Here is an 18,460-nt window from a genome sequence, read left to right as displayed (position 1 = left end):
GTGCGTACGTTGCACTCCGCTGCCCGCCCCGGAATCTGTTCCCTCCCGGTTACTTCGCCAGCAATCCCTTCTTCTTGAGATAGTCCTTCGCGACGTCTGCCGGCTTCTCCCGATCCGCGTCCACCGCACGGTTCATCGTCGCCAGGTCCTCGGTCGTCAAGACCCGGGTGAGCTTGTCGAGTACGGCTTCCAGCTTGGCGCTGCCGGCGTCCTTCGCGTTCACCACGGGAAGCACGTTGTCGGCGTTTTGCAGGCCCTTGTCGTCCTTCAGCAGCACCAGGTCGAAGTCGTCGAGCGTGGCGTCCGTGGTGGTGGTCAACAGCATGTCGTCGGTGCCGTCCTTGACCGCCTGCTTGGACTGCACGGTGCCCACGCCCTTGGGGTCGACCTCGGTCACGTCGATGCCGTACGTCTTCTCCAGACCGGGTGCGCAGAAGGGGCGTTGGGTGCACTCGTCACCCGCGGCCAATTTGATCTTGATTTTCGCCGCGCCGAGATCCGAGAGGGTGGACAGGTTGTGCTTCGCGGCGAACTCCTTGGTCACCGCGAACGCGTTCTGGTCGATGGCGTCACCGGCCGAAAGGACCTTCAGTCCGCGCGGTTCGGCGAGCTTCTTGAGCGCCGCGACGGTCTTGTCCGTGTCATCCGACGCGACGGGTTTCTCCGCCGGCGCGTCCGGCCCGTTCACCTTCGCGTTGAGGAATTCCGCGAGCGTCGCCGCGTATTCCGGGACCACGTCGATCTGGCCCTTCTCCAGGGCCGGTGCGTACAGTTCGCGGGCCTTCAGTGGCTGGATCGATGCGTTGAAACCGGCGTCGTCCAGGACCTGTGCGTACAACTCGGCCATGATCTTGAACTCGGTGAAGCCCGCCGATCCGACCACCACCGAGCCCTTGCCCCCGCCGCCCCTGGCCGAGGACGCCTCCAGGCTCTTGCCCCCGTACCCGAAGACCACCGCGCCCAGCGCGACGACCACGGCCGTGCCGCCCGCCGCGAACTTCACCGCCGTCGCCGGGGCCAGCCGCTCCTCCGCGCGCCGCTCCCGCTCGGCCCGCCGCTTCGCCGCCCGCACCGGCCGCGGCACCGGGCTCAGCAGCCGCTCGGCGACCACCAGCACGCCCTCGACCAGCAGCGCGAGCCCGGCGACCAGCACCGCGCCGGCCACCACCTGGTCCGAGTTGTAGGTGTTGAAGCCGGCCGTGATGATCCGGCCGAGCCCGCCGCCGCCGGGCAGCGCCGCCAGCGTGGTGGTCGCCACCACCTGCACCGCCGCCGACCGCACCCCGGTCATGATCAGCGGGAAGGCCAGCGGCAGCTCCACCCGGCCCAGCAACTGCCAGCCCGACATGCCCATCCCGCGCGCGGCCTCCACCACGTCCTGGTCGGCCTCGCGCATCCCCACGTACGCGTTGGTCAGCAGCGGTGGCACCGCGAACAGCACCAGCGCGATGATGGTCGGCAGGTCCCCGTGCTTGCCCAGCGGCGTGAGCATCAGCACCACCAGGACCGCGAAGGTGGGCACCGCGCGGCCGGCGTTGGAGATGTTGACCGCGAGCGCGCCGCCCTTGCCGATGTGGCCCAGGTACAGCGCGATCGGCAGGGCGATGGCGCAGGAGATGAGCAGGCACACCGCCGAGAGGTAGAGGTGTTCGCCGAGGCGGTGCCACACCCCGGTGCTGCCGGCCCAGTTGGCGCCGGTGGTCAGCCAGTCCCAGGCGCCGGTGATCTCGTCCATCGTCCTCAGCCCGCCTTCGCGGCGCGCGCCACGCGCCGGGTCCCGATCCGTGTCCCGCCCCCGCCGCCGGCCCGCCCGCGCCCGCGGGTCCAGGGCGTCAGCAGCCACTGCACGCCGAGCAGCAGCACGTCGGCGACGACCGCGAGGAGCACGCAGATGGCCGACGCGGTCAGCACCTGCGCCTTGAAGAAGCTGTCCATGCCGTCGTAGATGAGGTTGCCCAGGCCGCCGAAGCCGACGATGGCGCCGACCGTGGTGAGCGAGATGGTGGAGACCGTCACGATCCGCACGCCCGCCATCAGCGCGGGCAGCGCCAGCGGCAGCTCCACCTCGATGAGCAGCCGGCCCGGCCCGTACCCCATGCCGCGGGCCGCCTCGCGGGCGTCGTCCGGCACCGATTCGAGCCCCGCCAGCACGTTCCGCACCAGGACGGTCAGCGAATAGAGCACCAGGCCCGTGACGACCACCGCGGCCGACACCCCGAACACCGGCATCAGCAGCGCGAACATGGCCAGCGACGGCACCGTGTACAACACCGTCGTCAGGCCGAGCACCGGCCCGGCCGCGGCCCGCCAGCGGCGGGCCAGCAGCGCCAGCGGGAACGCCACCAGCAGCCCGATGCCCACCGAGACGGCGGTGATCCACACGTGCTGCACCGTCGCGTCCGTCAGCTCCTGACTGCGCGAGCGCACGTACTCGCCGCAGATCCACTCGTTCGCTGCCAGGCAGCCCTTCGCACTCATGACCGCCCACCTCCCCCGCGCGCGCCCAACCCATGCCCCACGCGTCGGCCACGCGCCGGTCCCATGCCTGGCGACCCTAACCCCGGGCACTGACAATCGAGCCCTACCGCCACGAGAGCGCAATATGTTCTTCAACGAATACGGCGACAATGGGGACCCATGATCCGCTTCGAGCACGTCAGCAAGCGCTACGCCGATGGGACCACCGCGGTGGACGACCTGTCCTTCGAGGTCGCGGAGGGTGAGCTGGTCACGCTCGTCGGGCCGTCCGGCTGTGGCAAGACCACCACCATGAAGATGGTCAACCGGCTGATCGAGCCGACCAGTGGTCAGATCTTCCTGGACGGCGAGGACATCGCCACCATCGACCCGGTGACGCTCCGGCGCCGCATCGGGTACGTCATCCAGCAGGTCGGCCTCTTCCCGCACAAGAGCGTCCTGGAGAACACGGCGACCGTCCCGCACCTGCTCGGCTGGCAGCGCGCCAAGGCCAGGGAGCGCGCCGCGGAACTGCTCGACCTGGTCGGACTCGACCCGTCCGTCTACGGCGACCGCTACCCCGACCAGCTCTCCGGCGGCCAGCGGCAGCGCGTCGGGGTGGCCCGCGCGCTCGCCGCCGACCCGCCCGTGCTGCTGATGGACGAGCCGTTCGGCGCGGTCGACCCGGTCGTGCGCGAACACCTCCAGAGCGAGTTCCTGCGCCTTCAGGAACAGGTCCGCAAGACCGTCCTGTTCGTCACGCACGACATCGAGGAAGCGGTGCGGCTCGGCGACCGGATCGCGGTCTACGGCAGCGGCCGGATCGAGCAGTTCGACGCCCCGGCCACGGTGCTCGGCGCGCCCGCGACGCCGTACGTGGCCGACTTCGTCGGCGCCGACCGCGGCCTCAAGCGGCTCACCGTCACCCCGATCGAGCCCGGCGACCTGGAACAGCCGCCCGTGGTGCACCTGGACGACCCGCTGCCGAAGGCCGCGGCCCGGCTCACGGCCGAGGGCGCCCGGTGGGCCGTCGTCCTGGACGACCGGGACAACCTGCACGGCTGGATCGTGGCCGACGCGGCGTCCGCCGCGGCGGGCGGCACCGTCGGCGAGCACGCCCGGCGCATGGAGGCGTGGCTGCCGGTCGGCTCCTCGCTCAAGCAGGCGTTCAGCACCATGCTCCAGCACGACGCGGGCTGGATCGCGGTCCTGGACGGCGACCGCTTCCTTGGCGTACTGACCCCGGCCCGGCTGCACGAGGCACTGCGCCGCTCCATCGACGCCGACGCCCAGGACATCCCGCGCGCGGACGTGGAACTCCAGACGATCGCTGACGCGTAACCAGACCATCGCGGGCGCGTCGGCCAGCCGACCGCGAACATGCAGGTCGGCGCCGACGCCCCCGCGCGGTGTGGCCCGCGGGGCGCCTAGCGGGTCACGCCCGGGACGCGCCCCGCGGGTCGTTCTCGTCGTCCTCGGGAAGCTTGAGGACCCGCTCAAGGAAGAACGCCACGGCGACCACCGCGATGCCGGCGACCACCGACGCACCGGCGTAGATCGCCTGGTCGCGGCGGGCCGGCACGTCGAGTTCGGTGAGCACCAGGAACAGGCCGACGCCGCCGTACATCCCCGAGACCAGCGCGGCGACCAGCGCGCTCGCCTGGCCGAAGACCACCGCACGGGCCGCGACCAGGGGATCGACGCCCTTGGCGCCGGGCCGCCGCTCGCGCTGGGCCTGGAGCCGGGAGCGCAGCGAGAGGCCGGTGGCGCCGAGGACGACGGCGATCAGCGCGAGCACGATGGGCGCCGCGAGCGGCACGCTCGGCAGCGTGTCCAGCGAGTCCCACAGCCGCGCCCCCGCCCACGACAGCACGCCGGCCACGACGAAGAGCCCGACCAACACCCCGATTCGAAGTTGCTTCACCGAGCGGTCGCCCCTCATCGTCGTCCACAGCCCTTCCACCGGCACCCGCGCGCTCCCGCGCCGGCACCAGCTACCTCAACGCCTACTCGGGCAGCCGCAGTTCCAGATCGGCCCGCGGCACCACGCCCGCCCGGTCCACCGCGGCCAGCAGCTCGGCCACCGCACCGCGCCCCGGAACCACTGCTTCCGGCTCCACGTCGTGCCACGGTACGAGAACGAAGGCGCGCTCGTGACAGCGCGGGTGCGGCAGCGTGAGCACCGGGTCGTCGGAGACGACGTCCTGGTACGTCACGATGTCCACGTCGATCGTGCGCGGGCCCCAGCGCTCGTCCCGCACCCGCTCGAACGCCTCCTCGATGGCCTGCCCCCGGTCGAGCAGCGAGGACGGCGGCAGCGTCGTCTTGATCAGCGCCACCGCGTTGAAGTACGTGGGTTGGGAGCCGGGGTCCACGCCCCACGGCTCGGTCTCGTACACCGGCGACACGGCCTTGACCCGCAGGCCGGGCGTGTCCTCCAGGGCGTCGACGGCGCCCTGGAGGGTCTCCAGGCGGTTGCCCAGGTTGCTGCCCAGGGAGATCACCGCCCACTTCGGGTTGCTCAGGGTCACGTCGGCGGCGTCCACCTGCTCCACCACGGAGGCGGGAACGGGCTGCACGGTCGGGTCGCTGCTGCTCATACTCGGCTCCGCGTGATGGTGATGGTCACGTCGTCAAAGGGAACGGTGATGGGGGCTTCCGGCTTGTGCACGACGACCTCGACCTCCTGCACGGCGGCGTGGGCCAGGCACTTCTGGGCGATCCGTTCGGCGAGCGTCTCGATGAGGTCGACCGGTTCGCCGCTCACCTCGGCCACGACCTCCTCGGCCACGATCCCGTAGTGCACGGTCTTCGTGAGGTCGTCGTCGGCAGCCGCCGGCCGGGCGTCCAGACCGAGCACCACGTCCACGACGAACGTCTGGCCCCGCTCGCGCTCCTCGGGGAACACGCCGTGGTGCCCACGGGCCTTCAGGCCGCGCAGCGCGACACGATCCACACGAATCACTCCAGCTTGTCGTCGGTGTGGACGACCCCGACCACGGCCGGCGCCGCCCTCCCTGCACGGGTTGAGTCATACCCCCGTTATCGAATCTACCTGCGAGCACCGACAGCACCCGCTCGTGGGGGCTATGGACAGCACGGCGCCGAACTGCTAGGTGAACACCGGGGGAACACCCCCCGGCCGCCGTGCCTCCACTCCCTACCCGCCCACTACACAGCTCGAACGAGTGAACCAGCACGCGCCGCTGACCCCGCCCCCCACGCCGTACGCGACAGGGCTCCGCCGCTCCCGTACGGACACTTACGGGCAGGGCTCAACCGCTCCCGTACGGGCATGGCTCAACCGCCTCCGACCGCTCCCGTACGGGCAGCGTCGTGGCGCCCGCGTCAGTCGCCCAGGTCGGCCGGGCTGCCGCCGATCCCGTCGTCGGGGCCACTGCCGGGGCCGTCCGCGTCATCGCTCTCGGCGAGCACCGGCGAACCGTGGTGCGACCAGACCTTCCACCCGTCCTGGCTGCGCCGGAACACGTTGGTGGCCACCACGAGTTGCCCCACCAGCGGGCCGAGCGTGCCCTCTTCCTCGGCCGGGCCGCCGCTGAGGATGTTCTCCGTACAGGTGACCAGCGCGGTGTCGCCGAGCACCGACACCTCCACATCCGTCAGGAAGAACTGGATGTACTCGGTGTTCGCCATGATCAGCGCGTACGAGCGGAGCACCTCGCTGCGCCCGCGCAGCACCGGCCACCCCGGGTGCACGCAGCTCACGTCGTCGTCCAGCCACATCCGGCTGAGCGCCATGGCGTCCCCGCGCTCCATCGCCTCGTAGAGGGCGGTGTTCGCCAGTTCCACCAGTTCGCTGTCCGTACGGGAAGTCACACCGCTCCCTCTGCGTTGGCCACGCCGACCCCACCCACCTCGTTCGCCTCGTTCGCCTCGCACGTTCCGCCTGCCCCGGCCTGCGCCGTCCTCACCTGTTCCGTCCTTGCCCCGTCCGCGCCCCTGTCGCCGGCGCGCTCGCCACCGGCGCCCGCCGTCCCGGCCACCCCCGCGCCGCGCTCCGCAGCGGCCCGCCCCGCCTGCTCGATCGCCTGCGCGACCCGCACCGCGTCCGCGCTGGCCCGCACCTCGTGCACGCGGACCGCCCAGGCGCCCTCGCGCGCCGCGAGCGCGGAGACCGCGGCCGTCGCCGCGTCCCGCTCCCTGGCCGGCGGCGGGCTGCCGGCGCCGCCGGCCAGCACCCGGCCGAGGAACCGTTTGCGCGAGGCGGCGACCAGCAGCGGCCGGCCGAGCCCGCGCAGCCGCGCCAGGTGCGCGACCAGCTCCAGGTCGTGGTCGGCGTTCTTGGCGAAGCCCAGGCCCGGGTCGAGGACGATCCGGTCGGGCTCGATGCCGCCGGCCACCGCGCGCTCCAGGCTCTCGGTGAGCTCGGCCACCACCTCGCCGACCACGTCCGCGTAGACCGCCCGGTTGTTCATGTCGATGGACTGGCCGCGCCAGTGCATCACCACGAACGGCACCCCGGCCGCCGCCACCATCGGCACCATCGCCGGGTCGGCGCCGCCCCCGCTCACGTCGTTGACCAGCGCCGCACCGGCCCGTACGGCCTGTTCGGCGACGGTCGCCCGCATCGTGTCCACGCTGACGACGACCCCGGCCGCGGCCAGCTCCCGCACCACGGGCACCACCCGCCGCAGCTCCTCCGCCTCGTCGACGCGCGCCGCGCCCGGGCGGGTGGACTCGCCGCCCACGTCCACCAGGTCGGCGCCGCTGGCGACGAGGTCGAGGCCGTGCTTGACGGCCAGTTCGGTGTCGAACCACTGGCCGCCGTCCGAGAAGGAGTCGGGCGTGACGTTCACCACGCCCATCACGGCACACCGGTCCCACTCGGGCAGCCCGACCAACCCGCCGATCCCCCGCCGGCCACCGCCCTCACGCAACGTACTCATGCCTCCAGCCTAGGCTGCCCGCCTCGCCGACCGCCCGGGGCGGCCCGCCCCGCTCCGGCGCCCGGGACCGGCGCAACCCGGGCCCCGGCGCGTACCGGGGCGCCCCGTCGCGGCCCGCTCGCCGCCGCTAGCTCGCCGCCCCGCCGGGCGTCCCGGCCCCGGCCCCGACCGGCACTCCGGGGCCGCCGGTGTGCCCCGCGCCCGCGGGTCGTACGGCCGCGGCCCGGGCGTCCGAGCTCCGGCCGCGCTGCCCGCTGCCGGCGGCGGCCAGCTCCCAGCCGTCCGCGCCGGTGCCGCACGAGCCCCCGCCGGACGCGGAACCGGAACCCCCGCGCCACCACCGCGGGCGCGGCAGGGACAGCGATACGAAGCCCTCGGCCTGCATCGCGGCCAGGCCGATGCGCGGCAGGTCACGGGTGTTGCGGAAGACCACGAAGCGCGGCTCCCAGCGCGGCTGGAACTTCGCGTTGAACTTGTACAGCGACTCGATCTGGAACCAGCGTGAGAGGAACAGCAGCAGCCCGCACCAGCCGCGCAGCACCGGCCCGGCGCCCAGCCGCTCGCCGCGGGCCAGCGCCGAGCGGAACATCGCGAAGTTCAGCGAGACCCGCTTGACGCCCAGCTCAGGCGCGGCCTGGAGGGAGGCCACGATCAGCAGCTCGTTCATGCCCGGGTCGGCCGACCGGTCCCGCCGCATCAGTTCGAGCGACATCCCGTCCCGGCCCCACGGCACGAAGTGGAGCACCGCCTTCAGATCCCCGTACGGGCCACCGGCCGCCCCCTCGTCCGCCTCGTCCGCGCGGTGGGCGGTGGCGATCACCGCGTCGCCGTCGTTCGGGTCGCCGATCCTGCCCAGCGCCATCGAGAACCCGCGCTCGGTGTCGGTGCCGCGCCAGTCGGCCGCCGCCCGCTGGATCTGCCGCAGCTCGTCCTGGTCCAGCTCGGAGACGCGCCGCACCCGGGTCTGGTAGCCGTTGCGCTGGATGCGGCCGACCATCTGCCGCACGTTGCGCATCGAACGCCCGCTCAGCGTGAAGTCCGCGACGTCCACGATCGCCTCGTCGCCGAGTTCCAGCGCGTCAAGCCCGGTCTCCCGGGTCCAGACCTGGCCGCCGGTCTCGCTGCACCCCATCACGGCGGGCGTCCACGAGTGCGCCTTCGCCTCCGCCATGAAGCACTCGATGGCGCCCGGCCACGCCTCCACGTCGCCGACCGGGTCGCCGCTGGCCAGCATCGTCCCGGAGACCACCCGGTAGCAGACGGCGGCCTTGCCGCTGGGCGAGAAGACCACCGCCTTGTCGCGGCGCAGCGCGAAGTGGCCGAGCGAGTCCCGCCCGCCGTGCCGCTCAAGGAGCTCCCGCAGCCGCCCCTCGTCCTCGGCGGTCAGCCGGGCGGCCGGCTCCTCGGGCCGGAACGCCAGGTACGCGGTGGTCACCACGGTCAGCAGGCCGAGCGCGCCGAGCGAGTACCCCACCGTGTAGTCCACGCCGCCGGTGTAGTCCACCGGGCCCTCGAAGCCGATCAGCCCCCACAGCACGTGCTGGCACCGGTCGGTGAAGGAGGGGGCGCCGACCTCCTTGCCCGGGTGCGAGCCGACGATGACCAGGCCGAGCGCGGCGCTGGCCCCGCCCAGCAGGACGAAGTTGGCCAGCGCCTTCCACCGGGTGCGCGGGTCGGGGAGCGCCGCGAACTCGCCCCGGTGCCGCAGCAGCACCGCGAGCAGCGCCAGCGACAGGACGACACCCGTGATGGAGTGCCGGTAGATCAGTTGCGCCGCGGCGCCGACCGGCAACAGGGCGGTCGCCGCCACCCAGGCCCGTCGTTTGCGCCGCTTGAGGCCGTGGGCGAGCATGAGGAGCAGGACGCCCACCACGATCGAGGCGGCGGCGGCCAGCGGGCTGACCGCACCCGGCAGGATCTCCGCCACGGAGTGCACCCAACTGTGGCGGAAGCGCGGGAAGACGCCCGCGGCGATGTCGAGCAGGCCGATCAGCGCACAGGCGGTGCCGATCACGGAGGGAACGGTCTCGGGCCTCGGCCCCTGGGCCACACGTCGCAACCGGGTGGCAACCACTTTGGACTCTTCACCGTCTTGCCTTGCAGACATGTACTTTCCCGTCGCCCCTGTCAAGAGGATCTGCTGCCCGCTGGTCACAGCTCTCGTCAAATCTCGTCAAATGTGCGCCCTCTAGGACGGAGATTCACCGCACGGGGTTCCCTCCCGCGGCCCGGGTGACCGGTCGCTCGTAGAAAGTTCGCCATGGGTCTCACCAGCAACCTGGTCGTGACGTTCGCCGTCATCGCCGCCGTGCTGTTCTTCGCCGCGACGGTCTGGCTGTGGCCACGGCTGGCGGGGCGCACCCCGTGGGCCGTCATCGGGCGGGTCGGCACCCTGCTGGTCACCCAGCTCTCGGTGTTCTGCGCGATCGGCCTGTTCGCGAACCAGACGTTCGGCTTCTACGGGTCGTGGGCCGACCTGTTCGGCACCGAGGACACCCCGGGCGTCGTCGTCGACCACGACACCCCGGCGCACAAGCGGGTCAAGGTCATCAGCACCCGCAAGGTCAACGTCCCCGGCGGCGACAAGGCCCGGCTCGGCGGGCGCATCGAGAAGATCACCGTGCAGGGCCCCACGTCGAAGATCGCCAGCCCCGCGTACGTGTACCTGCCGCCCCAGTACTTCACCCAGCCGGACCGGCGCTTCCCCGCGGCGGTCGTGCTGACCGGCTACCCGGGCACCGCAGAGGCGCTGATCAACGGCCTGCGCTATCCGCAGACCGCGCACAAGCTGGTCAAACAGGGCAAGATGCAGCCGATGGTGCTGGTCATGCTGCGGCCGACGGTGGCGCCGCCGCGGGACACCGAGTGCGTGGACGTGCCGCGCGGCCCGCAGACCGAGACGTTCTTCACCAAGGACCTGCCACTGGCGATATCCGCCTACTACCGAATAGGCCGGGGCGCCAAGCACTGGGGAGTCGTCGGCAACTCGACCGGCGGCTACTGCGCCCTGAAGATGGCCATGCGCCACCCCGAGGCGTTCTCCGCCGGGGCCGGGCTCTCCCCCTCGTACAAGGCGCCCATCGACCGCACCACCGGCGACCTGTTCGGCGGCAGCAAGCAGCTCGAACGCGAGAACAACCTGATGTGGCGGCTCGACCACAAGCCGGCGCCGCCGGTGTCACTGCTGGTCACCAGCAGCAAGAAGGGCGAGCACAACTACAAGGACACGCTGAAGTTCATCGACAAGGTCAAGCGGCTCAACGAGGCCGGTGAGCCGACCCGGATCTCATCGATCCTGCTCGACAGCGGCGGCCACAACTTCAACACCTGGCGGCGCGAGGTCTCCGGCACCCTGACCTGGCTCGGCAGCCGTCTGGAATCCCCCGCCTCCCCTTCCTGAACCCCGCCGGGCCGCCCCGCGCCACGCCGGGGCCCCGCGCCACGCCGGGCCGACCCGAATCCCGCCGGACCGTCCCGGCCACCACCGGGCGATTCCCCACCCCACCGAAAGCGGCCGGCCCCGAGCCCGGCGCCGTACGCGCGTAACCCTGAGCCGGCCGGCAGACCGGGGTGCAGCAGTCGGCCGCTAGCGGCCGATGATCAGGCTCATCGCCTCGGAGCGGGTGGCCGAGTCGCGGAGCTGGCCGCGGACCGCGGAGGTCAGGGTCTTCGCGCCGGGCTTGCGGATGCCCCGCATCGACATGCACATGTGCTCGCACTCGATGACGACGATCACCCCGCGCGGCTCCAGTATCCGCATCAGCGAATCCGCGATCTGGGTCGTCAGCCGCTCCTGGACCTGCGGCCGGCGGGCGTAGACGTCCACCAGCCGGGCCAGCTTGGACAGGCCGGTGATCTTGCCGTCGCCGGACGGGATGTACCCGACGTGCGCCACGCCCCGGAACGGCACCAGGTGGTGTTCGCAGGTGCTGAACACCTCGATGTCCTTGACCAGCACCATCTCGTCGTGACCCAGGTCGAACGTGGTGGTCAGCACGTCCTCCGGCTCCTGCCACAGACCGGCGAATATCTCCTTGTAGGCACGGGCCACCCGGGCGGGCGTCTCCCGCAGCCCCTCGCGGTCCGGGTCCTCGCCGACCGCGATCAACAGTTCGCGGATCGCGCCCTCGGCGCGCTTCTCGTCGAACTCGCCGATGCTGCTGCTGCCGTCCAAAGTGACCGGGTCGGTCATGGGCGTTGCCTCGTTCCTCGCTCGTGCCGTGCCGTCGTGCACGCCGTACGGCCTGACGGGCGGGGCCAGCCCGCGCCTCCATACAAAAAAGCCGCGCCCCCAGGCTAGAACCTGGGGGGCGCGGTCTTCATTCCGGGACCGGTCCACATCGGCCACCGTGACGAACGCCACCGGGGCCGGCCCGCAGGCCGACCCCGGTGCTGACCGCCCTGGTACGAGTCCTACGACCCGTCCCCGGCGGCCCTCAAACTTCAGACCTCACCGCGCGGCGGCGCTGCCTCAGACGTCACCGCGCGGGCGGCGCTGCCTCAGACATCACCGCGCGGCGGCTCGTCTTGCAGGTCCACCGAGTCCTCGGGCGTGCCGCCCTTGGCGATGCTCGTGGTGGACGCCGCACCGTTGGCCGGGGCGAGCTCGCGGGGCGAGAGCACCGGCGGCCGGGTGGAGGGCGTACGCCGCGAGGAGCCGGTCCACGCCGGACGCAGCGGGCGCTTGACGATGGTGGAGAAGATCTCCGCCAGCTCCTCCTTGTTCAGCGTCTCCTTCTCCAGGAGGGCCAGAACCAGGTTGTCGAGCACGTCCCGGTTCTCGACCAGGATCTCCCACGCCTCGTTGTGCGCGTTCTCGATGAGCTTCTTGACCTCTTCGTCGACCAGCGCGGCGACCTCTTCCGAGTAGTCACGCTGGTGCGACATGTCGCGGCCGAGGAACGGCTCGGAGTTGTCGGAACCGAACTTGATCGCGCCGAGCCGCTCGGTCATGCCGTACTGGGTGACCATCGCGCGGGCCGTGCGGGTGGCCTTCTCGATGTCGTCGGACGCACCGGTCGTCGGGTCGTGGAAGACCAGTTCCTCCGCCGCGCGCCCGCCCATCATGTACGCGAGCTGGTCGAGCATCTCGTTGCGCGAGGTGGAGTACTTGTCGTCGTCCGGCAGCACCATCGTGTACCCGAGGGCTCGGCCGCGGGAGAGGATGGTGACCTTGTGCACCGGGTCGCTGTTCGGCGAGGCCGCCGCGACCAGGGCGTGCCCGCCCTCGTGGTACGCGGTGGTCTTCTTCTCCTTGTCGCTCATGATCCGGGTCCGCTTCTGCGGGCCGGCCACGACACGGTCGATCGCCTCGTCGAGGGCGTGGTTGTCGAGCAGCTTCTTGTCGCTACGGGCGGTCAGCAGCGCCGCCTCGTTCAGCACGTTCGACAGGTCGGCACCGGTGAAACCGGGGGTGCGCCGGGCGACGGCCTGGAGGTCGACGTCGGGCGCGACCGGCTTGCCCTTCTGGTGCACCTTGAGGATCTCAAGACGGCCCTGCATGTCGGGGCGGTCCACCGCGATCTGCCGGTCGAACCGGCCCGGGCGCAGCAGCGCCGGGTCCAGGATGTCGGGCCGGTTGGTCGCGGCGATCAGGATCACACCGCCCTTGACGTCGAAGCCGTCCATCTCGACCAGGAGTTGGTTGAGGGTCTGCTCGCGCTCGTCGTGGCCGCCGCCCATGCCGGCGCCGCGGTGGCGACCGACGGCGTCGATCTCGTCGACGAAGACGATGGCCGGGGCGTTCGCCTTGGCCTGCTCGAACAGGTCACGGACACGGGAGGCACCGACACCGACGAACATCTCGACGAAGTCGGAGCCGGAGATCGAGTAGAACGGGACGCCCGCCTCGCCGGCGACGGCCCGCGCGAGCAGCGTCTTGCCGGTGCCGGGGGGGCCGTACAGCAGCACGCCCTTGGGGATCTTGGCGCCGACGGCCTGGAACTTCGCCGGCTCCTGGAGGAACTCCTTGATCTCCTGGAGCTCCTCGACCGCCTCGTCGGACCCCGCGACGTCGGCGAACGTCGTCTTCGGGGTGTCCTTGGTGATGAGCTTGGCCTTCGACTTCCCGAAGTTCATCACTCGGGAGCCGCCGCCCTGCATCTGGTTCATCAGGAACAGGAAGACGACGACGATCAGCACGAAGGGAAGCAGCGACAGCAGGATGCCGATGAACGGATTCTGCTTCGACTGGGAGACCGTGTAGCCGTCGGGGATCTGGTCCTTCTCGGCGTTGGCCTGAAGGGTCGTGGCGATCCGGACGCCCTGGTCGCCGATGTAGTTCGCCTGGAGCTTACGGCTCCCGGAGATCTTCTCCTCGTCGTCCTTGAGCTGAATCTTGATCTTGTGTTCGTCGCCGGTCGTCAGCTCTGCGGATTTGACTCGGTTCTTGTCGATCGCATTGACGACCTCGCTGGTGTCCACCGACTTGTAGCCGCCGGACGAACCGACGACCTGCATCAACACGACCACGGCGAGGACGGCCAGCACGATCCACATGACCGGCCCACGGAAGTAGCGCTTCACGTCCATCCATACGGGGCGGATTCGCCCCGTCCCTCCTGCCACAGTGAGGCACGGAACCCTCTGGCGAGGGCTGCTTGTGCGTACGGTGTTTTACTCGGTCTGAAAAGACTGACCTTCGGACGGTACCCCAGCATTGTCACCAGGCGCCGCCACGGGCGGTTAACGAAATGGCCTTCCCATGCTTCAACGGCGGGAAACGATGACCGGTTCCCGCCGGGCCCTTCGGCCGCCGATGGGCCGGTCAACCGCCGTAGACGTGCGGCGCCAAAGTGCCCACGAAGGGCAAATTGCGGTACTTCTCCGCGTAGTCCAGACCGTAACCCACGACGAACTCGTTCGGGATGTCGAAGCCGATCCACTTCACGTCGATGTCCACCTTGGCCGCCTCCGGCTTGCGCAGCAGGGTGACCACGTTGAGCGAGGCCGGGCCGCGCGAGCCCAGGTTCGACAGCAGCCAGGACAGCGTCAGACCGGAGTCGATGATGTCCTCGACGATCAGTACGTCGCGGCCCGCGATGTCGGTGTCCAGGTCCTTGAGGATGCGCACCACCCCGGAGGACTGGGTGCCGGCGCCGTAGGACGACACCGCCATCCAGTCCATGGTGACGGGGGTGGACAGGGCCCGCGCCAGGTCCGCCATGACCATCACGGCGCCCTTGAGCACGCCGACGATGAGCAGGTCCTTGCCCTGGTACTCCGCATCGATCTGGGCGGCCAGCTCAGCCAGCTTCGCGTCGATCTCTTCCTTGGTGATGAGCACCGACTGGAGGTCGGTGCCCATGTCCTTGTCGTCCACCCGCGCCACTCTCGCTTGTTTCCCGCTTACCAGGCTCGGGCGGATCAGCCCTGCCGGATGACCAGTCTGCCACCCTGCCTCTGCACCTCGATGCGGCCGGGCAGGTTGATGGCGCGCTGACCGTGCCAACTGGTGATCAACCGGTCGACCTCTTCGATGTGTCGGGCGAAGAGGGAACCGGCGGGCGAGCCGGCCGCGATGGCGACGCGGCGCAGCACCCGGCGGCGCACGGCCGCCGGCAGGTCGCGCAGGGCCGAGGTGTCCAGGGAGTCGATGACGCCGGCCGGCTCGGCGGGAACGGGGGCGGGGCCGTCGGGGTGAACGCCGGCCCTGGAGCGGGTGAGCGGGCCGCGCGGGCCCGGGGCGTTGGCGGGGTCGGCGGCGACCGCACGGGAGGGCGGTGCGGGCACGGCGGTGGGCGCCTGGGGGGTGGGGGCGTCCAGGGTCTCGGTGGCGATGGTGTCGGTGGCGATCCGGTCCGGGGTGGCCTCACCGGATCGCGCGCCGGCGCCGGCCGGGGCGGTGGTCACCGCGGGGCGGGCGGGGGCGCCGGAGCGGGCCGCCGGGGGTGCGGCGGCCGGGCGCAGCGGGGTGGCCTGGGCGGTGACGGTGGCGCGGCTGCCGACGCCGGGGCGGACGGCGCGGGCGGCGGCCTCGGCCTCGGCGGCCCAGGCGTCCAGCGCGTCCGCGTCGTCGCGGGAGAGCTGCGCCGTACGGGCCAGGGCCTCGACGACGCCCTTGCCGAGCGCCTTCTCCAGGACGGGCAGCGCCTCGTGGCGCACCCGGGAGCGGGTGAACGCCGGGTCGACGTTGTGCGGGTCGTCCCAGACCGGCAGCGACTGGGCCAGGCAGGCGCGGCGCGCGGTCTGTCGGTCGAGGTGGAGGAAGGGGCGGCGGTAGCGCCCGCCCTCGCCGGAGACGACGGCCATGCCGGACAGCGAGCGGGTGCCGGAGCCGCGGGCCAGCCCGAGCAGGACCGTCTCGGCCTGGTCGTCGCGGGTGTGGCCGAGCAGGACGGCGCTGGCGCCGTACCGCTCGGCGGCGTGGTCGAGCGCCGCGTACCTGGCGTCGCGGGCGGCGGCTTCGGGGCCGCCGTCGCGCCCGACGGCCACCGTCACGGCCTCCACGGGGTCCAGGTGCAGCGCGGCGAGGCGCTCGCAGACCTCGGCGGCGCGCACCTCGGAGCCCTCTTGCAGGCCGTGGTCGACGGTGATGCCGCCGGCCCGCAGGCCGAGCTTGGGTGCCTCGAAGGCGAGGGCGGAGGCGAGCGCCATGGAGTCGGCGCCGCCGGAGCACGCGACGAGGATCAGGGGGCGCGGGTCGGCAGCCGGCCGGCCACCGACCGACGGCTGCGGGACCGGCGCGCTGCGGGCGCCCGCCGGGTCGCCGGTGCCGGTGCCGTGCGCGGCGGTGGGGGACCCGCCGTGGTGCGCGTCGGGCCCGGCGGTCTGGCCGTGCGCGGCGCGCGGGCGGCCGAACGCGGCGGGCGCGGGGCGGGGTGTGGGGTGGAGGTCGACGTCGTTGATGAGGTCGTTGAGTACGCGGCGAACCGCCAGGCGTATCGCGGCGACCGCTGGATGGGGACCCATGTCCGTTTCCCATCTTTCATTCGGGGGGTGCCTCGGGAGCCACGCGGGCTCCAGTCACGCTAAGTATGTAGATGGTGACAGAGCCGAGCTGTTACCCGAGCATCGCACGCCTACCCGTTGCCGAGGGTCCCTCAGACGAGTGATGAAGTGAGCGTTCTCCTGCCTCCTGGCGTGCGTGCGCTACGACTCTGCCCTACGGTGCACCCTCGCGACCCAGTCCGCCGGTTTGTGGATCTCGGCCTTGGTGGGGAGGGTGTTCGGGGAGGTCCAGACGCGGTTGAAGCCGTCCATGCCGACCTCGTCCACCACGGCCCGTACGAACCGCTCGCCGTCCCGGTACTGGCGCAGCTTGGCGTCGAGGCCGAGCAGCTTGCGCAGCGCCTGGTCGAGCCGGCCGGCGCCGCTGGCCCGGCGCTTTTGGAACTTCTCCCTGATCTCGGCGACCGAGGGCACCACGGCCGGGCCCACGCCGTCCATCACGAAGTCCGCATGGCCTTCGAGCAGCGACATCACGGCCGTCAGCCTGGCCAGGATGTCACGCTGCGCCGGGGTCTGCACCAGCTCGACGATGCTGCGCCCGCCGCGCTCGGCCGGGCCGCCGTCGGGATGCTCGGGACGGTTTCCGGTCAGCGACTGGGCGGCCTCGCGCAGCCGCTCAAGGAGGGTGGCCGGGTCCACGTCGGTCTCGCCGAGGAACGCCTGGATCTCGGACTCCAGGTGGTCCCGGAGCCAGGGCACGGCCGTGAACTGGGTGCGGTGCGTCTCCTCGTGCAGGCACACCCAGAGCCGGAAGTCGTGCGGGGCCACGTCGAGTTCGCGCTCGACGTGCACGATGTTGGGGGCGACGAGCAGCAGCCGGCCGCCGCCCGCGCCGCCCGGCAGGTCGCGGCTGGGCGGTGCGAACGTCTCGTACTGGCCGAGCACCCGGGAGGACAGGAACGACAGCAACATGCCCAGTTCGACGCCGGTGACCTTGCCGCCGACGGCGCCGAGCACGGCGCCGCCCGGGGTGCTGGCGCGGCGGCTCTGCATCTTGTCGAGCAGCGGGCCGAGCACCGCACGGAACCCCTCGACGTTGGCCCGCACCCAGCCGGCCCGGTCCACGACCAGGACCGGGGTGTCCGCGTCGGCGGCCGGCGCCATCCGGGTGAAGGCGCGCACGTGCTCCTCGGACGCCTTGGCGTGCCGGCGCAGCTCCTGGACCACCGTCCGCGCCTCGTCCTGGCTCACTTCGGGACCCGACCGCGCGAACCGGGTCGCGGTCGCTACCGCGAGGTTCCAGTCGACCATCTCGACACCACCGATGCTCGTCATGGCTTCACGGTACGTGGGCCTTCCCCGTGTGGGGTAGCGAACGATGTTTCCGTTCGCCTGACGGACATCCGCCGCGCGACCCGCGCACCCCCGGTGGCCTGCGGTCCCGTCGCGTACCGGGTACGCGACGGCGCCGCGGCCGGGGCGCGGCGGGTCAGCGACAGCCGCAGTTGGCGACGGCGGAGGCCAGCCGGTCGAGGACCCGCTGGGCGGCGGCCGGGTCGGTGCTGCCCTCGGTGAGGAAGGCGAAGGTCAGCAGCCGGCCGTCGGCGTCCACGACGGTCCCGGCGAGCGTGTTGACCCCGGTCAGGGTGCCGGTCTTGGCCCGTACGACGCCGCGGCCCACCGAGTCCTGCGGATAGCGGTCGCGCAGCGTGCCGGTGAAGCCGGCGACCGGGAGTCCGGTGAGTACGGGGCGCAGGGACGGGCGGTTCGGGTCGGCCGCCCGCACCAGGACCTGGGCGAGCGTCGCGGCCGAGACCCGGTCGGCCCGGTCCAGGCCGCTGCCGTCGGCGAAGCGGGCCCCGGCCACCGGGACGCCGAGCTCCCGCAGCCTGGCGGTGACGGCCCGCTGCGCCCCGGCGAAGCTGGCCGGCTCGCCGCTGGCCCGGGCGGTGTGCCGGGCCAGCGCCTCGGCGATGTCGTTGTCGCTGTTGGTGAGCATCCGCTCGACCAGGGCGGACAGCGGCTGCGAGCGGACGCTGGCGAGGGTGGTCCGGCGGGCGTCGGCCGCACCGGGTGCGGTGGCCCGCTTGCCGCGGTCGGGCTTGCGGGCGCCTTCGTGGTCGTCCCTGCCGTCGCCTTTGCCGTCGGCCTTGTGGTCGGGCTCGTGGTCGGGCTCGTGGTCGGGCTCGTGGTCGGGCTCGTGGTCG

The 18,460-nt window shown here is 72.1% G+C and carries 16 protein-coding genes and 1 pseudogene; 2 read left to right on the top strand and 15 right to left on the bottom strand.

Annotation, left to right across the window (positions count from 1 at the left end; translation table 11 throughout):
* Positions 1 to 49: 49 nt before the first annotated feature.
* From ACMA1D_RS18845 to ACMA1D_RS18835, 3 genes and pseudogenes are all read right to left on the bottom strand, one after another.
* Positions 50 to 976: an ABC transporter substrate-binding protein gene (locus ACMA1D_RS18845; protein WP_414725210.1), complete on the bottom strand. Its 927-nt coding sequence runs from the start codon at positions 974 to 976 to the stop codon at positions 50 to 52.
* Positions 977 to 1,171: 195 nt separating this feature from the next.
* Positions 1,172 to 1,735 (bottom strand): annotated as a pseudogene (locus ACMA1D_RS18840) (ABC transporter permease); the annotation flags it as partial.
* Between the two features lie 5 nt (positions 1,736 to 1,740).
* Positions 1,741 to 2,478: an ABC transporter permease gene (locus ACMA1D_RS18835; RefSeq protein ID WP_414725162.1), complete on the bottom strand. Its 738-nt coding sequence runs from the start codon at positions 2,476 to 2,478 to the stop codon at positions 1,741 to 1,743.
* Positions 2,479 to 2,637: 159 nt separating this feature from the next.
* Between ACMA1D_RS18835 and ACMA1D_RS18830 the strand changes: the two genes are divergently transcribed.
* Positions 2,638 to 3,798 carry an ABC transporter ATP-binding protein gene (locus tag ACMA1D_RS18830; protein WP_414725161.1) on the top strand — a complete coding sequence of 387 codons (1,161 nt, stop codon included), beginning with the start codon at positions 2,638 to 2,640 and terminating at the stop codon, positions 3,796 to 3,798.
* Positions 3,799 to 3,892: 94 nt separating this feature from the next.
* Here the strand turns inward: ACMA1D_RS18830 and ACMA1D_RS18825 are convergent, their stop codons facing one another.
* The 6 genes from ACMA1D_RS18825 to ACMA1D_RS18800 all read right to left on the bottom strand — a co-directional run bounded on the left by ACMA1D_RS18825 (position 3,893) and on the right by ACMA1D_RS18800 (position 9,471).
* Complete coding sequence (locus ACMA1D_RS18825; protein WP_414725160.1) at positions 3,893 to 4,381, bottom strand: DUF3180 domain-containing protein; 489 nt, start codon at positions 4,379 to 4,381, stop codon at positions 3,893 to 3,895.
* 82 nt (positions 4,382 to 4,463) lie between these two features.
* Positions 4,464 to 5,057 (bottom strand): 2-amino-4-hydroxy-6-hydroxymethyldihydropteridine diphosphokinase, encoded by a 594-nt coding sequence (gene folK, locus ACMA1D_RS18820; protein ID WP_414725159.1) that lies wholly within the window; start codon positions 5,055 to 5,057, stop codon positions 4,464 to 4,466.
* A complete protein-coding gene (folB, locus tag ACMA1D_RS18815; protein WP_414725158.1) occupies positions 5,054 to 5,413 on the bottom strand; it encodes a dihydroneopterin aldolase in 360 nt (119 codons plus the stop codon). Before folB ends, folK begins: the two co-directional genes overlap by 4 nt.
* 392 nt (positions 5,414 to 5,805) lie before the next feature.
* A complete protein-coding gene (locus ACMA1D_RS18810) occupies positions 5,806 to 6,294 on the bottom strand; it encodes a nuclear transport factor 2 family protein (protein ID WP_414725157.1) in 489 nt (162 codons plus the stop codon).
* Positions 6,291 to 7,364: a dihydropteroate synthase gene (gene folP, locus ACMA1D_RS18805; protein WP_414725156.1), complete on the bottom strand. Its 1,074-nt coding sequence runs from the start codon at positions 7,362 to 7,364 to the stop codon at positions 6,291 to 6,293. The genes ACMA1D_RS18810 and folP overlap by 4 nt, the downstream gene beginning before the upstream one ends.
* A gap of 127 nt (positions 7,365 to 7,491) precedes the next feature.
* Positions 7,492 to 9,471 (bottom strand): phosphatidylglycerol lysyltransferase domain-containing protein, encoded by a 1,980-nt coding sequence (locus tag ACMA1D_RS18800; RefSeq protein WP_414725155.1) that lies wholly within the window; start codon positions 9,469 to 9,471, stop codon positions 7,492 to 7,494.
* Between the two features lie 153 nt (positions 9,472 to 9,624).
* Here ACMA1D_RS18800 and ACMA1D_RS18795 point away from each other — a divergent pair, with 153 nt between their 5' ends.
* On the top strand, positions 9,625 to 10,764 hold the full coding sequence (locus ACMA1D_RS18795) for an alpha/beta hydrolase (protein WP_414725154.1): 1,140 nt from the start codon (positions 9,625 to 9,627) through the stop codon (positions 10,762 to 10,764).
* A gap of 186 nt (positions 10,765 to 10,950) precedes the next feature.
* Here ACMA1D_RS18795 and folE read toward each other — a convergent pair whose 3' ends face one another.
* The 6 genes from folE to dacB form a co-directional block, all read right to left on the bottom strand.
* Entirely contained in the window at positions 10,951 to 11,556 is a 606-nt protein-coding gene (gene folE, locus ACMA1D_RS18790; protein WP_414725153.1) for a GTP cyclohydrolase I FolE, read from the bottom strand.
* Positions 11,557 to 11,864: 308 nt separating this feature from the next.
* Positions 11,865 to 13,895 carry an ATP-dependent zinc metalloprotease FtsH gene (gene ftsH / locus ACMA1D_RS18785; protein WP_414725152.1) on the bottom strand — a complete coding sequence of 677 codons (2,031 nt, stop codon included), beginning with the start codon at positions 13,893 to 13,895 and terminating at the stop codon, positions 11,865 to 11,867.
* 235 nt (positions 13,896 to 14,130) lie between these two features.
* On the bottom strand, positions 14,131 to 14,670 hold the full coding sequence (gene hpt, locus ACMA1D_RS18780) for a hypoxanthine phosphoribosyltransferase (RefSeq protein WP_349996615.1): 540 nt from the start codon (positions 14,668 to 14,670) through the stop codon (positions 14,131 to 14,133).
* A 59-nt stretch (positions 14,671 to 14,729) separates the two neighbouring features.
* Complete coding sequence (gene tilS, locus ACMA1D_RS18775; RefSeq protein ID WP_414725151.1) at positions 14,730 to 16,274, bottom strand: tRNA lysidine(34) synthetase TilS; 1,545 nt, start codon at positions 16,272 to 16,274, stop codon at positions 14,730 to 14,732.
* 180 nt (positions 16,275 to 16,454) lie between these two features.
* Complete coding sequence (locus ACMA1D_RS18770) at positions 16,455 to 17,588, bottom strand: zinc-dependent metalloprotease (protein WP_414725150.1); 1,134 nt, start codon at positions 17,586 to 17,588, stop codon at positions 16,455 to 16,457.
* Positions 17,589 to 17,742: 154 nt separating this feature from the next.
* The coding region (gene dacB, locus ACMA1D_RS18765) for a D-alanyl-D-alanine carboxypeptidase/D-alanyl-D-alanine-endopeptidase (RefSeq protein WP_414725149.1) at positions 17,743 to 18,460 on the bottom strand (718 nt) is incomplete at its 5' end.

Source organism: Streptomyces sp. 796.1 (assembly GCF_047525675.1).
Lineage (GTDB): Bacteria > Actinomycetota > Actinomycetes > Streptomycetales > Streptomycetaceae > Streptomyces.
The sequence above is the reverse complement of the archived record's forward strand: the minus strand, read 5'-3'. Positions and strand labels throughout refer to the sequence as shown.